At 70.1% G+C, this 14,142-nt stretch carries 14 protein-coding genes; 10 read left to right on the top strand and 4 right to left on the bottom strand.

Features of this window, described 5'->3' with window-relative positions; genetic code table 11:
• The first annotated feature begins 51 nt into the window (after positions 1 to 51).
• On the top strand, positions 52 to 1,074 hold the full coding sequence (locus KI385_RS31935) for an adenosine deaminase (RefSeq protein ID WP_238575543.1): 1,023 nt from the start codon (positions 52 to 54) through the stop codon (positions 1,072 to 1,074).
• Positions 1,062 to 1,895: a glycerophosphodiester phosphodiesterase gene (locus KI385_RS31930; protein WP_425356992.1), complete on the top strand. Its 834-nt coding sequence runs from the start codon at positions 1,062 to 1,064 to the stop codon at positions 1,893 to 1,895. Before KI385_RS31935 ends, KI385_RS31930 begins: the two co-directional genes overlap by 13 nt.
• On the opposite strand, the gene KI385_RS31925 is transcribed toward KI385_RS31930, so the two are convergent.
• Complete coding sequence (locus KI385_RS31925) at positions 1,850 to 2,266, bottom strand: tautomerase family protein (protein WP_238575542.1); 417 nt, start codon at positions 2,264 to 2,266, stop codon at positions 1,850 to 1,852. The two genes, KI385_RS31930 and KI385_RS31925, sit on opposite strands and share 46 nt — an antisense overlap.
• Before the next feature lie 119 nt (positions 2,267 to 2,385).
• On the opposite strand from KI385_RS31925, the gene KI385_RS31920 reads away from it, so the two are divergent.
• Positions 2,386 to 3,342, top strand: a complete 957-nt coding sequence (locus tag KI385_RS31920) for a LysR family transcriptional regulator (RefSeq protein WP_238575541.1) — start codon at positions 2,386 to 2,388, stop codon at positions 3,340 to 3,342.
• A 344-nt stretch (positions 3,343 to 3,686) separates the two neighbouring features.
• Here the strand turns inward: KI385_RS31920 and KI385_RS31915 are convergent, their stop codons facing one another.
• Positions 3,687 to 4,868 carry a polyamine ABC transporter substrate-binding protein gene (locus KI385_RS31915; RefSeq protein ID WP_238575540.1) on the bottom strand — a complete coding sequence of 394 codons (1,182 nt, stop codon included), beginning with the start codon at positions 4,866 to 4,868 and terminating at the stop codon, positions 3,687 to 3,689.
• A gap of 133 nt (positions 4,869 to 5,001) precedes the next feature.
• Positions 5,002 to 6,456, bottom strand: a complete 1,455-nt coding sequence (locus KI385_RS31910; RefSeq protein WP_238575539.1) for a gamma-aminobutyraldehyde dehydrogenase — start codon at positions 6,454 to 6,456, stop codon at positions 5,002 to 5,004.
• A gap of 178 nt (positions 6,457 to 6,634) precedes the next feature.
• Here KI385_RS31910 and KI385_RS31905 point away from each other — a divergent pair, with 178 nt between their 5' ends.
• From KI385_RS31905 to KI385_RS31890, 4 genes are all read left to right on the top strand, one after another.
• The gene (locus KI385_RS31905; RefSeq protein ID WP_069571649.1) at positions 6,635 to 7,108 is read left to right on the top strand and encodes an Lrp/AsnC family transcriptional regulator; all 474 of its coding nucleotides are present in this window, start codon (positions 6,635 to 6,637) and stop codon (positions 7,106 to 7,108) included.
• Between the two features lie 2 nt (positions 7,109 to 7,110).
• Positions 7,111 to 8,472 carry an aspartate aminotransferase family protein gene (locus KI385_RS31900; RefSeq protein WP_238575538.1) on the top strand — a complete coding sequence of 454 codons (1,362 nt, stop codon included), beginning with the start codon at positions 7,111 to 7,113 and terminating at the stop codon, positions 8,470 to 8,472.
• A gap of 220 nt (positions 8,473 to 8,692) precedes the next feature.
• Positions 8,693 to 9,433 (top strand): ABC transporter ATP-binding protein, encoded by a 741-nt coding sequence (locus tag KI385_RS31895; protein ID WP_238575537.1) that lies wholly within the window; start codon positions 8,693 to 8,695, stop codon positions 9,431 to 9,433.
• On the top strand, positions 9,415 to 10,578 hold the full coding sequence (locus tag KI385_RS31890) for a hypothetical protein (RefSeq protein WP_238575536.1): 1,164 nt from the start codon (positions 9,415 to 9,417) through the stop codon (positions 10,576 to 10,578). Before KI385_RS31895 ends, KI385_RS31890 begins: the two co-directional genes overlap by 19 nt.
• Before the next feature lie 132 nt (positions 10,579 to 10,710).
• Here the strand turns inward: KI385_RS31890 and KI385_RS31885 are convergent, their stop codons facing one another.
• Complete coding sequence (locus KI385_RS31885; protein ID WP_238577945.1) at positions 10,711 to 11,139, bottom strand: RidA family protein; 429 nt, start codon at positions 11,137 to 11,139, stop codon at positions 10,711 to 10,713.
• 122 nt (positions 11,140 to 11,261) lie between these two features.
• Here KI385_RS31885 and KI385_RS31880 point away from each other — a divergent pair, with 122 nt between their 5' ends.
• The 3 genes from KI385_RS31880 to KI385_RS31870 all read left to right on the top strand — a co-directional run bounded on the left by KI385_RS31880 (position 11,262) and on the right by KI385_RS31870 (position 14,017).
• Positions 11,262 to 11,669 carry a MarR family winged helix-turn-helix transcriptional regulator gene (locus tag KI385_RS31880; protein WP_238577944.1) on the top strand — a complete coding sequence of 136 codons (408 nt, stop codon included), beginning with the start codon at positions 11,262 to 11,264 and terminating at the stop codon, positions 11,667 to 11,669.
• Between the two features lies 1 nt (position 11,670).
• The gene (locus tag KI385_RS31875) at positions 11,671 to 12,825 is read left to right on the top strand and encodes an LOG family protein (RefSeq protein ID WP_425356991.1); all 1,155 of its coding nucleotides are present in this window, start codon (positions 11,671 to 11,673) and stop codon (positions 12,823 to 12,825) included.
• A gap of 166 nt (positions 12,826 to 12,991) precedes the next feature.
• Entirely contained in the window at positions 12,992 to 14,017 is a 1,026-nt protein-coding gene (locus KI385_RS31870; RefSeq protein WP_238575534.1) for a DMT family protein, read from the top strand.
• The last annotated feature ends 125 nt before the right edge of the window (positions 14,018 to 14,142 follow it).

The following is a 14,142-nucleotide window of genomic DNA, read 5'->3' as shown; positions in this document are numbered from 1 at the left end:
ATGGCCAGGCCGTTCCGTGCGCCCTGCACACACCTTGACCAGGAGGAACCGTTGTCCGATCTCGATGCCTTCATCGCGGGCCTGCCCAAGGCGGAGCTGCACGTCCACCACGTCGGATCGGCCTCGCCGCGTATCGTCGCCGAGCTCGCCGCCCGGCACCCCGACTCCGCCGTCCCCACCGACCCCGAAGCGCTGGTCGACTACTTCACCTTCCGCGACTTCGCGCACTTCATCGAGGTCTACCTCTCCGTCGTGGACCTGATCCGTGACGCCGAGGACGTCCGGCTGCTGACGTACGAGGTCGCCTGGGACATGGCGCGGCAGAACATCCGCTACGCCGAGCTGACCATCACCCCCTTCAGCTCGACCAGGCGCGGCATCCCCGACGCCGCGTTCGTCGAGGCCATCGAGGACGCCCGCAAGGCGGCGGAGTCCGAGCTGGGCGTGGTGCTGCGCTGGTGCTTCGACATCCCCGGCGAGGCGGGCCTGGAGGCCGCGGAGGAGACCACGAGGATCGCCTGTGACCTGCAGCCCGAGGGCTTGGTCTCGTTCGGTCTCGGCGGCCCGGAGATCGGCGTGCCGCGCCCGCAGTTCAAGCCATACTTCGACCGCGCCCTCGCGGCCGGTCTGCATTCGGTACCGCATGCCGGAGAGACCACCGGCCCCGGCACGATCTGGGACGCGCTCACCGAGCTCCGTGCCGAGCGCATCGGCCACGGCACCAGCGCCACCCAGGACCCCAAGCTGCTGGCCCATCTCGCCGAGCACCGCATCCCGCTGGAGGTCTGCCCCACCTCCAACATCGCCACCCGCGCGGTGCGCACCCTGGACGAGCACCCCCTCAAGGAGATGGTCGACGCGGGCGTGCTGGTCACCATCAACAGCGACGACCCGCCGATGTTCGGCACGGATCTCAACACCGAATACGGCGTCGCCGCCCGGCTGTTGGGCCTGGACACCGCCGGGCTGGCCGGCCTCGCCAAGAACGCCGTCGCGGCCTCCTTCATGGACGCGCCGGCCAAGGCGCGGCTGGCGGCCGAGATCGACACCTACACGGCGACGTGGCGCGGGTAGCGAGGGCGACGCCCGCCCGGGAGGCGGCGCCCGCATCGGAGGCTGCGGGCGCCCGGCGCCCGGCGCTCATCGGCCACCGCGGCGACCCGTACGCCTACCGCGAGAACACCCTCGCCTCGCTGCGCAGCGCGCTGGCGGCGGGGGCGGACGCCGTCGAGATCGATGTCCGCCGCACCGCCGACGGCACCCCGGTCCTGCTGCACGACGCCACGCTCAAGCGGCTGTGGGGCCACGACCGCCCGCTGTCGTCCCTGACCTTCACCGAGGTCGGCGATGTGACGGCGGGCGGTGTGCCCACGCTGCGGGACGCCCTCGCGCTGACCGCCGGCTACCCCGCGGCCCGCGCGCTGATCGATCTCCCCGACCCCTCGGCCGCGTACGCCGCGGTCGCCGAGGTCCATGAATCGGGCGCCGCGGACCGCGTGTACTACTGCGGCGGCGGGCTCGCCATGCTCGCCGTACGCGCCGAGGACCCGGACGCCGAGCTCGCCCTGTCCTGGTCCCGTGCGGCTCCGCCCCGCCCGGCGCTGCTGGACCGGATCCGGCCGCGCTGGCTGAACTACCACTTCGGCCTGGTGACGGCGGATCTGGTCCGCCGTGCACACGACGACGGGTACGCCTGCGCGGCCTGGACCGTCGACACTCCGCGCGCGGTCCGCCGCCTGCTGCGCGCCGGGGTCGATGCGGTCACCACCAACCGTGTCGCCGCCCTGCGGCCTCTGGTGCAGGGCACGGCCGGTGCCCGGTCGGCGCAGCTCGGCCGACGACAGGCAGCTCAGCGAGCAGCGGCGGCAGCCGGCACGTCCCCCGCCCGGCGGTAGTAGTCGAATTGGGTCACCCCGTTGTAGCCGTAGCTCTCGGGGTGCAGTTCGTGCAGCGCGACGCCGCACCGTGGGAGCGGGCCGAGGGTGTCCGACAGCAGCGCACCGGCCTTGGCGATGAAGGAGGCCTTCTCCGCGGCGCTGTTCGTGCCCACGGTGATGCTGGCCTCGATGTGCGCATCGCGGCCGCCGGTCAGGGGCTTGCCATCGACGTAGTAGCTGCCGGCCGGAACGAGGTTGATGTGGACGATGGTTCGCGCGCTGGACTTGTGCAGGACCGAGACCGCCAGCCGGGTCAGCCCCTCGGCAAGGGTGCGCTGGACGTCGGTGGGGAGGTCGGGATCGGTGACGGTGACCCGGAGGTACGGCATGCCTCTCCTCGGTACGTAGTGGGTGTGTTTCCGCCGGAGTTGGCGGCACGGAGCAAGCGTCACCGAACCTGGCACCATAGATCCAACGCATACGTGTCATAGGTATATGAGGCCGCTGCATGACCGTGAACCTTCCCCAGCTGAGGGCCTTCCTCGCCGTCGTCGATGCGGGCGGCTTCAGCGCCGCCGCCGCCGAGCTGGGCATGAGTCAATCGGCGGTGTCGCACGCCGTCGCCTCCCTGGAACGCGAGTTGACCGCCCCGCTGCTGGTCCGCGCCACCCCGGTGCGGACCACGGCGCTCGGGGACCGGGTCCTGCCGCACGCCCGTATCGCGCTGTCGGCGGCCCGGTCGGTGGAGCAGATCGCGGCCGATGCCACCGAGACCATGACCGGCACCGTGCGGCTGGCCTCCACACCAACGGTCTGCCAGGGGCTGATCCCCGGCCTGCTCCGGCACTGGCGCGAGGACCAGCCACGGATCACCGTGCGGGTCTTCGAGGGCGACAGCGCCGAGGTCTCGGCCTGGCTGGAGGACGGAACGGCCGATGTCGCCGTACTGATCGACCCTCCCCCGGCTACCGCTGGGAGGTGCCCCCAGCCCGGCCCCGGCATCCAGCTCGCCACGGACTACTACCGGGCCGTGCTGCCCCGCGACCACCCCTTGGCGGACGAGCCGTTCATCGACATCCGCGATCTGGAGGACGACCAGTTCCTGATCTCGCCCAACGGCTGCGAAGCCCGCATCCGCGCGATCCACAGCCTGGCCGGGCTGCGCTTCACACCCGCTCACCGGGTCCGGGACCTGGCCACCCTGATCAGCATGGTGCAGGCTGGCATCGGCGTGACCGTCCTGTCCGAGGTCTCCCGCTCGCTGATCCCTCCTGACCTGATCCTGCTGCCGCTGAGGCCCCAGACCTCGCGCCGCCTCGTACTGACCGGCCCGCACGCCCGCCCCTGGCACCCGGCCATCCGCACCTTGGCAGAGTCGGCCGCTGGCCATCTGGCCCGCGCCGCTTCCCGGTCGCCCCTGCCGGCGGAAGGACCGGCACCACCTTCGCCCCGGCGCACGCCATGAACCGCAGCCCGCCCACCGGTCGTCGCCTCCGACGATCGGGCCGGTTCCTCGAACCACACCACCGCCGGCCGGTCACCGTGCCGGCCGTGGGCCCGTTCGATCGGCGCCAGTTCCACCCCGCGGTCCCCGCCCACCGTCACGGCGACCGGTTCGTCCACCCGCTCCAGCGCCGCACGGGCCGCGCTCGGATTCGCCTCCGATCCCTGCCACTGCGGGACCTCCACCACGGCCGGACCTGACATCGCGATCGCCCCTCGCGCATCACATCGCACATCGCACATCGGGAACCATCAGCGCGGACTGCAGCGAGCACGGTCACCGAGCTCCGCCCGGGGCGTCCGCCCCTATAGCCCCACGATCCCGTTCCACTCCTTGGCGAATGCGGTCCGCTCCTTGGCGGTGATGTCACGGGCGATGGCCAGCCGCTTGCGCATCGCGTCATCGGGGAAGATCAGCGGGTCCTCGGCGAGCGCGGCGCGTTCCTTGTCCTTGGAGGAGGCGAGGACCTCACGCGCGGCCGGCACGGGGCACACGTAGTTGACCCAGGCCGCCAGATCCGCGGCGACCTCCGGCCGGTAGTAGTAGTCGATCAGCCGCTCGGCGTCGCGCTTGTGGTCCGCGAGGTTGGGGATCATCAGGCTCTCCGCCCACAGCTCGGCGCCCTCCTGCGGCACCACGAACTCGATGTCCGGGTTGTCCGCCTGGAGTTGGATCACATCGCCGGAGTAGGCCTGCGCGGCGAGCACGTCCCCGGAGTCCAGGTCCTTGATGTAGTCGTTGCCGGTGAACCGCCTGATGTGGCCCTTGCTCACCAGGCCGCGTACCTGGTCGGTCATCCGGTGGAAGTCGTCGGCCGTCCAGCGGGTGATGTCGACGCCATTGCCCTGCATGAGCATCGCGAACGATTCATCGAGCCCGGAGAGCAGGGTGACCCGGCCGCGCAGATCGTCCTTCCACAGGTCGGAGGTGTGCTTGATCTCCCGGCCGAGCTTCTTGCGGTTGTAGGCGATCCCGGTGATCCCGGACTGCCAGGGCACGGAGTGCGTACGGCCCTCGTCGAAGTGCGGGGTGCGCAGCAGCGGATCGAGGTACTTGGCGACATGCGGCTGGGCGGCCCGGTCCATCTTCTGGACCCATCCCAGGCGGACGAACCGGGCGCACATCCAGTCGCTGATGACGATCAGGTCGCGGCCGGTGCTCTGGTGGTTCATCAGGGCGGGGCTGATCTTGCCGAAGAACTCGTCGTTGTCGTTGATCTCCTCGGTGTAGGTCACGGAGATCCCGCTGCGCCGCTCGAACGCGTCAAGGGTGGGCCGGCGCTGCTTGTCGTGGTCGTCGACGTCGATGTAGAGCGGCCAGTTGGCGAAGACGATCTTGCGGTCCCGCGCCGAGCGGTCCGTGCTCCCCCGGTCCGCCGCCTCGACGTACGCGGGCGGCACCCCGCATCCGGTCATGGCGGCCAGCGCCCCCGTCACACCCATTGCGCCCGCACCTCGGAGCAGCGCACGCCGCGAAAGATCAGCCATGGCGAGCACTCTCACGTGCCACGGGCGGAGGCGGCAAGAGACAGAGCGTCAGTTGCCGGGCCTCCGCCCGCGACGGTGTGTCGAGCGTTCCGTGCCGCTCGACGGTGTGGATCCCGCGGATCCGCCGGCCGGCTCAGCCGTCCAGCGAGGTCATCACGTGCTTGATGCGGGTGTAGTCCTCGAAGCCGTAGGACGAAAGGTCCTTGCCGTAACCGGACTTCTTGAATCCGCCGTGCGGCATCTCGGCGACCAGCGGGATGTGGGTGTTGATCCACACACAGCCGAAGTCGAGGCTCTTGGACATCCGCATGGCGCGGCCGTGGTCCTTGGTCCACACCGAGGACGCCAGCGCGTACTCGACGCCGTTGGCCCACTCCACCGCCTGCTTCTCGTCGGAGAAGGACTGGACGGTGATGACCGGGCCGAAGACCTCCTGCTGGACGATCTCGTCGCCCTGCTTGAGGCCCGAGACGACGGTCGGGGCGAAGAAGTAGCCCTTCTCGCCGACCTGCTCGCCGCCGGCCTCGATCTTGGCGTGCGCGGGCAGCCGCTCGATGAAGCCCTTGACCTGCTTGAGCTGGTTGGCGTTGTTCAGCGGGCCGTAGAGCACGTCCTCGTCGTCGACCGCACCGGTCTTGGTCTCGGAGGCGGCCTTGGCCAGCGCGGCGACGAACTCGTCGTGGATGGAGTCCTGGACGAGCACGCGGGTGGCGGCCGTACAGTCCTGGCCGGCGTTGAAGTAGCCGGCGACCGTGATGTCCTCGACGGCCTTGGCGATGTCGGTGTCCTCGAAGACGACGACCGGCGCCTTGCCGCCCAGCTCCAGGTGGACCCGCTTGAGGTCCTTCGACGCGGACTCGGCGACCTGCATACCGGCGCGCACCGAGCCGGTGATCGAGGCCATCGCCGGGACCTTGTGCTCGACCATCAGGCGGCCGGTCTCACGGTCACCGCAGATGACGTTGAACACGCCGCGGGAGTGGCCCAGTTCGTCCAGCACGCTGCCGATGATGTCGGCGATCAGCACCGTCGAGGCGGGGGTGGTGTCGGACGGCTTGATGACGACGGTGTTGCCCGCGGCCAGCGCCGGGGCGAACTTCCACACGGCCATCATCATCGGGTAGTTCCACGGCGCGACCTGGGCGCAGACGCCGACCGGCTCGCGGCGGATGATGGAGGTGAAGCCCTCCATGTACTCGCCGGCCGAGCGGCCCTCGAGCATCCGGGCGGCACCCGCGAAGAAGCGGATCTGGTCCACCATCGGGGGGATTTCCTCGGAGCGTACGAGCGCGATCGGCTTGCCGCAGTTCTCGGACTCGGCGGCGATCAGCTCCTCCGCCCGCTCCTCGAAGCGGTCGGCGATCTTGAGCAGGACCTTCTGGCGCTCGGCCGGGACGAGGTCACGCCAGGCGGGGAAAGCAGCCTCGGCGGCAGCCATCGCCGCGTCCACGTCAGCGGCGCCCGAGAGAGGGGCGGTGGCGTACGCCTCACCCGTCGCGGGATTGACCACCTCCGTGGTCCGCCCGTCGGCGGCGTCCCGGAACTCCCCGTCGATGTAGTTGCGCAGACGACGCAGTGCGGTGGTCACTGTGCGCCCCCTTCAGTCAGATGTCCGGTGGTTGGACACCCACCCTAGCCTCGGAACCCACGCTTTCAACACACCCGCCACCCGGAAACAACGGAATCAGTGAAATTCTGATCGCGACACGACTAATTTCATCGATTTAGGGTTGCAAGACCGACGAGGCTCGTGCACAGTGAGGGACGTGGCCACTCGTGACAGAAACGGCACCCCGTCGATCGACTCCGTCTCCCTGGCGATCATCGAGCAGCTCCAGGAGGACGGGCGCCGTCCGTACGCCGCGATCGGCAAGGCCGTCGGCCTGTCCGAGGCGGCGGTACGTCAACGCGTACAGAAACTGCTCGACCAAGGCGTGATGCAGATCGTCGCGGTCACCGACCCCCTCACGGTCGGTTTCCGTCGGCAGGCAATGGTCGGCATCAACGTCGAGGGTGACCTCGACCCCGTGGCCGACGCCCTGACGACCATGGAGGAGGTCGAGTACGTCGTCATGACGGCAGGCTCCTTCGATCTCATCATCGAGATCGTCTGTGAGGACGACGACCACCTTCTGGAAATGATCAACAAGCGGATCCGCACGCTTCCCGGCGTCCGGACCACCGAGAGCTTCGTGTACCTCAAGCTCCGGAAGCAGACCTACACCTGGGGAACGAGATAGCAATGAGCGGCGACCTCTCCAAGACGGCATACGACCACCTGTGGATGCACTTCACCCGCATGTCGTCGTACGAGAATGCCCCCGTGCCCACGATCGTGCGCGGTGAAGGCACCAACATCTACGACGACAAGGGCAAGCGCTACATCGACGGCCTCGCCGGCCTCTTTGTGGTCAACGCCGGCCACGGCCGGGTCGAGCTCGCCGAGACCGCCTACAAGCAGGCCCAGGAGCTGGCCTTCTTCCCCGTGTGGTCCTACGCCCACCCCAAGGCGGTGGAGCTCGCCGAGCGTCTGGCCCACCACGCCCCCGGCGACCTCAACAAGGTCTTCTTCACCACCGGTGGCGGCGAGGCCGTCGAGACCGCCTGGAAGCTGGCCAAGCAGTACTTCAAGCTCGTCGGCAAGCCGATGAAGCACAAGGTGATATCCCGCGCGGTGGCCTACCACGGCACGCCGCAGGGCGCCCTGTCCATCACCGGTCTGCCCGGTCTGAAGGCCCCCTTCGAGCCGCTGGTCCCCGGCGCGCACAAGGTCCCGAACACCAACATCTACCGCGCCCCGCTCCACGGCGACGACCCCGAGGCCTTCGGCCGCTGGGCCGCCGACCAGATCGAGCAGCAGATCCTCTTCGAGGGCCCCGAGACCGTTGCCGCGGTCTTCCTCGAGCCCGTGCAGAACGCCGGTGGCTGCTTCCCGCCGCCGCCCGGCTACTTCCAGCGGGTCCGCGAGATCTGCGACCAGTACGACGTGCTGCTCGTCTCCGACGAGGTCATCTGCGCCTTCGGCCGTCTGGGCACGATGTTCGGCTGCGACAAGTTCGGCTACATCCCGGACATGATCACCTGTGCCAAGGGCATGACCTCGGGCTACTCCCCGATCGGCGCCTGCATCATCTCCGACCGCCTGGCCGAGCCGTTCTACCAGGGCGATAACACCTTCCTGCACGGCTACACCTTCGGTGGCCACCCGGTCTCCGCGGCCGTCGGTATCGCCAACCTCGACATCTTCGAGCGTGAGGGTCTCAACCAGCACGTCCTCGACAACGAGGGCAACTTCCTGAGCACCCTGCAGAAGCTGCACGACCTGCCGATCGTCGGCGACGTCCGCGGCAACGGCTTCTTCTACGGCATCGAGCTCGTCAAGGACAAGGTCACCAAGGAGTCCTTCTCCGACGAGGAGACCGAGCGCGTCCTGTACGGCTTCCTGTCCAAGGCGCTGTACGACAACGGTCTCTACTGCCGCGCCGACGACCGTGGCGACCCGGTCATCCAGCTCGCCCCGCCGCTGATCGCCGACCAGCCGGTCTTCGACGAGATCGAGCAGATTCTGCGCTCGGTCCTCACCGAGGCCTGGACCAAGCTCTGAGCATCACGTCACCTCCTGGCGCGCTGAGCTGATACACAACTGAACATCCACCGGCTCAGATTCACTCACTTCAAGCCATACGAGTGAATCTGGGCCGTTGTGCTGCCAAGCGACGAATACCGGGGGTCACCAGTACTTACCGTGCTAGTGACCGATACCCTCCATGGTCGTTCACCCGGTCGGGGGAACGAATCGACGCGAACAAGCAAGAGGTGCGCAGATGGTGGCCCCGCCTGACAACGACGTTCTCTGGGCCCGCGGCCTGCACCACACGCTCGGCGGCACCACCGCCCTCGCCGGAGTCTCCGTCGGCGTCCGCGAGGGCGAGATCCTCGCCGTCACCGGCCCGCGCGGCAGCGGCAAGACCACCCTCCTGAAGTGCCTCTCCGGTCAATTCGTCCCGACCGAGGGCGAAGTCTGGTTCAACAGCGCCCCCGTGCACACCCTCTCCTCCCCCAGCCGCGAACGGCTGCGCCTGGACCGGTTCGGCTGGATCGACACCGAACCGCACCTCGTCCCCGAACTCACCACCTGGGAGAACGCCGCCCTCCCGCTGCTGCTGCGCGGCACCGGCACCCGCTCCGCCAAGCACACCGCCCTCGAATGGCTGGACCGCCTCGACGTCGGCATGTGCGCCCGCCGCCGCCCCGCGCAACTCGACCAGCCGCAGCGCCAGCGTGTCGCCATCGCCCGCGCGCTCGCCACCACCCCCCAGGTGCTGTTCGCCGACGAGCCGACCGCCCCGCTGCACAGCGCCGACGGCACCCAGGTGCTGCGCACCCTCACCACCGCGGCCCGCTCGCACCAGATCACCGTGGTCCTGGCGACCCATGCCCCCGACGTCGCCACGCTCGCCGACCGGTCCATCGCGCTCCTCGACGGCCGGCAGTCGAACGGTGCGTCCGCCACCACCGGCTCCTCCGATGAGGAAAGCAGGGCAGCGTGCTCGCTCTCCGTCTAGCCCGCGGCTCTCACCCCCTCGTTCTGCTGCGCCGTCTCTTCGTCGCCATCGCAGCGGCCGGCACCGGCTTCCTCCTGCTGTCCGCCGTCGGCCACGCCGCCGGCCACCCGGCAACGGCCGACGATTCCTTGGTACGCCTGCTGTGGTGCGCCGCCCCGCTCGCCGCCACCGCCCAGTTCGCGGTGTCCACGGCCCGCACGGACCCCGCCGCCCGCCTCCAGCGCGGTATGACCGCCGCCGGCCTGGGCCCGCTCCGTCTCACCCTGCTCGCCGCCACCTCCACCGCGCTGACCTGCATCCTCGGTGTCCTCCTCGCGCTGCTCGTCTTCCTGCACCTCCGTGGCGATCTCGGCGGTTCGTCGTCCGCCGGCGTCGACTCCGACCTGCTCGGCGCCGGCCACCCCGTACCGCTCGTCGGTGCGTTGATGCTGCTGGCGACCGTGCCGGTGACCGCCGCCGCCGCGACCGCCGTCTCGCTGCGCCCCCGCGACGAGACCGGCTCGACCGAGCCCGAGGTCCGCCTCCGGACCACCCCGCCCTCCGGCCTCCCCTGGGGCATCGCCCTGGCCGCGGCGGGCTTGGCGATCGAGGCGTACACCAGCCCCGGCACCGACGCCCCCGGCGGACTGCTGCCACTCCCCGGCCGGATGATCGGCAGCCCCCCGGGCGTGCTGGCCGGTTGGGCACTGTCCGCCTTCGGCCTCGTCCTGGCCGGCCCCGGCCTGGTGCATCTGTGCGGCCGTCTCCTGTGCGCCGGCCGTCCCGGCGCGCTGCGCCTGCTGTCCGGGCGCGTACTCCAGGAGGAGTCGCACCGCCTCGGCCGCCCGCTCGGCGTTCTGTGCGCGGTCGCCTCCGCCGCGTACGCCGCCGTGAAGGTGTACGAAGCCTCTCCCTCCCGTCCGTTCGGACCGCTCACCGCCCTCGGCGCCGCGGTCGTCCTCGCCTGTGTCACCGCCAGCGCGCTCACCGCCGCACTCGAATCCCGCTCGGCACGCGCCCACACCACCGCCGCCCTGCGCCGCCTGGGCGCCTCCGCCTCCGTCCTCCACCGCGCCGCGGCCCTGCGCACCCTGACGCTGCTCCTCGTGCTGGCTCCCCTGACTTGGACCGTGGCCGAGATGGCGACACTTCCGCTGGTGCATTGAGGGGTGAACAGGCCGGGGCCGAGGCCGAGATGAGGGATGGGGATCAGGAGGTGGCGCGGGTGGCACCCCTCGCTCGGCCTGGAGAGAGTGCCCCGGACGGAGGCGACCCCCGCCGCCCGGGAGCCGATGCGCTCAGCGGGCCAGCGCCGTGACCTCCACCTCTATCTGCCAGTCCGGCTGGGCCAGTGACGACACTTCCAGCAGCGTGTCCGCGGGGTAGGGCTCGGACAGGAACTCCCCGCGCAGCGCGATGACATGGTCGAGGTGGGCGGCCATGTCCGTGACGAAGATGCCCACCTTCACCACATCGGCGAGCGAGGCGCCCGCCGCGGCGAGGACCCGCTCGACATTGGCGAACGCTTGCCGCCCTTGGGTCAGGAAGTCGTCCGAGACCGTCCGTCCCTGCTCGTCGATTCCCGCCTGCCCCGAGACATGGATCCATCCGCCCGCCTTGACGGCCTGCGAGATCTTGTACGGCTCGTACCAGTCCGGTGTGGTGGCGATCCGCTCGATCTCCCGGACGCCCTGATTCTCCGCAACTCCGTCCACCGACGTCGTCATCGTCACGCTCTCCCCCTCAGCTCCATGCACATACATTCCTTGCATGCACATACATAAGTTTCCGCTGCATGTACGCTGCTGTCAAGAGCCCGGCGGAACACGGCAGAAGAAGGCAGATGGCGATGGACGCGGAGCACTGGGACCGGCTCGGAGCACTGCACACGCGCGTCGAACAGGAGCTGGCAAAAGCCCTCCAGCAGCACCACAGCATCGGACTCTCCGAGTACCGCGCGCTGGCCCGACTTGCCGAGGCGGACGACGGTGAGCTGCGCATGCAGGAGCTCGCCGACCTCATCGGCCTCAACCAGAGCTCGGTGAGCCGGCTGGCCTCCCGCCTGGAGTCGTCCGGTCTGACCCGCCGCGACCTGTGCCACGACGACCGGCGCGGCGTATACAGCGTGATCACCGACGACGGCCGGGACCTGCAGAAGAAGGCGCGCCCCACCTACGACGGCGCGCTGCGCGCCGCACTCGACGCGGCGGCCGCGGACGGGCACCTCAGGCCCCTGGTCGAGTCGCTGCGGACCTAACATGGCGGGCGTGCAGCCGAATTCAGAGCCCCCAGCGTCCCACCACCATCGCGACCACGACCGTGAGATCGAATCCCTCCAGGAGTTCGACCGCGTCATCGCCTCGGGCAGTCTCGCCGGACACCGCGTCCAGTCGGTCGATCTGACGGACCGTACATTCGCGCTGCTCAGTACGGACACCACGGAATCGGTGTTCCTCGGCTGCCCCATGGAACCGGACGCCGCCGCCAAGGTGCGTGCCGGTGGCGCCCTGGTCTTCCCGCCCATACCGGACCTGCCGTTCGATCCGTACCGGGGCAGCCTGTACGGACCGGACGAGCTCTTCGAGGGGCTGGTCGACGCCGGCTACGACGCCACCCCGGACGCCCGCACGTACCACTGGTACCAGGAGACCAAGTCGGACGGCGACATCTTCGCCTCGATGCTCCGCAGCATCCACGACGACGCCGTCTCCGATGCCCTGGACGAACACCTCGCCGGTGCGCAGGTGGTGGGCATCATGGGCGGCCACGCCCTGGAGCGCGGTTCGGCTGCCTATGCGGGCGCGGCACGGCTCGGCCGCCGGCTCACCCGTGACGGCCTGACCGTCGCGACCGGCGGCGGCCCCGGCGCGATGGAGGCGGCCAACCTCGGTGCGTACGCCGCGCCCTTCGAGGACGACATGCTCGACTCGGCCCTGGAACTCCTCTCCAAGGCGCCGCGCTTCACGCCCTCGATCACGGACTGGGCGCGGGCCGCCTTCGACGTACGCCGCAGCCGGCCGGCCGGCGGCGCCTCGGTCGGCATCCCCACCTGGTTCTACGGACATGAGCCGCCCAACGCCTTCGCTTCCCACATCGCGAAGTACTTCGTCAATGCGCTGCGCGAGGACGGCTTGCTGGCGCGCTGCAACGCCGGCGTCGTCTTCCTTCCGGGCGCGGCCGGGACCGTGCAGGAGATATTCGACAACGCGACCCCGAACTACTACGAGTCGCGGGGCGGGCCGACCCCGATGGTGCTGGTGAACCGCGAGCACTGGACCGAGAAGCTGCCCACCTGGCCGCTGCTCCAGGCGCTCGCGGCGGACCGCCCCATGGCGGCCCGGATCGCCCTGGTCGATTCGGTGGACGAAGCCCCGGAGGCGCTGGCCCGCCTCAAGGCCGAGGTGCCATCCTGAGCCGGCCCCGGCCCTCTCAGCTCTCCCGCCGAAGGCTTCGTCGCCGCCCTCCCCGGCCGGCCGCACGATCTGTTTGCCCGTCCGAGGCAACTCACGTCCCGAATTGCACGTCTGCCAAGCCAGGTAATGAACAGGTAATGCAGGCAGCACGCGAACGGAGCTCTTGGTGATCATCGGCCTTCTGACGGCCGTGGCGGCGTCGGCCTGCTACGGCACGGGTTCGGTCCTACAGGCGGTGGGTTCGCGCAAATCCGCCCGCCAGGAGGCGGCCAAGGCTTCCACCGCCGGTGTCACCCAGCACGGCGGCCCCAGCCTCTCCTCCACCGCGAAGGCCGCTGTGACCTGGGAGTTCATGGTCGGCACGGTGCTGGACTTCATTGGTTTCGGGCTCGGCGCGCTGGCCGCCCGGCTGCTGCCGCTGTTCCTGTCCCAGACCGTGATCAGCGCCAACCTCGTGATCACCGCCGTATTGAGCGTCAAGCTCCTCGGCATCCGGCTCACCCGCGCCGAGTGGGCCTCCATCGCGGTGGTCTGTTCTGCATTGGTGCTGCTGGCGACGGCCGCCGGGCCGGAGGGCACCGGCCACACACCGATCGCCACGCACTGGTGGCTGCTTGTCGCATCGATCGTGCTCATCGGCGGCGGCACCGTGATCGTGCGGATGCTCGGCGGACGGGCCGCGATCCTCGCCGGCCTGCTCTCCGGCCTGGGCTTCGGCGCACTCGGCGTCGGCGTCCGGGTCCTGAACGGCGCGGCCCCCTTCCACCTGCCGTCGCTGCTCAGCGACCCCGCCTTGTACGCGATTCTGGTCGCGGGCATCGGCGGGATGTATCTGCACACCGTCGCCCTGCAGATCGGTTCGGTGAACGGCGCCACGGCGGCTCTGGTGGTGGGCGAGACCGTGGTCCCCGGCCTCCTCGGCGTGCTGTGGCTGGGCGACGCCTCCCGTCCTGGCTTCGCCTGGGTGGCCATCCTCGGTTTTGTGTTGGCCGTGGCCGGAGCCGTGGCGGTGGCCTGGTTCGGCGAGCCGGAGTCGGGGTCGGAGACGGAACCCGGCTCACCGGCAGCGCGCTCCACGGATGCGGAGGCCGAGGCCGCGCCTACGGGCGACTCGGCGCCGGATGGCGGCCAACAGGCCGATGGCAGGCCCGCGCCCGACGAGCAGCCCGCCACCCCCGCCGGCCGGCCATAGCGCCGGCTCCTCCCAGGACGGTTCCCTCCGCCTGGGAACGGCCCCTCCGCACGCAACATCGAGAGCGTCACCCGAAGCCCCTACGAGAACCAGCGGACCCAGGGTTGTCGCCGCTCCAACGACGA

The organism is Streptomyces inhibens (assembly GCF_022221585.1).
In the GTDB taxonomy this organism is placed as follows: domain Bacteria; phylum Actinomycetota; class Actinomycetes; order Streptomycetales; family Streptomycetaceae; genus Streptomyces; species Streptomyces inhibens.
The sequence above is the reverse complement of the archived record's forward strand: the minus strand, read 5'-3'. Positions and strand labels throughout refer to the sequence as shown.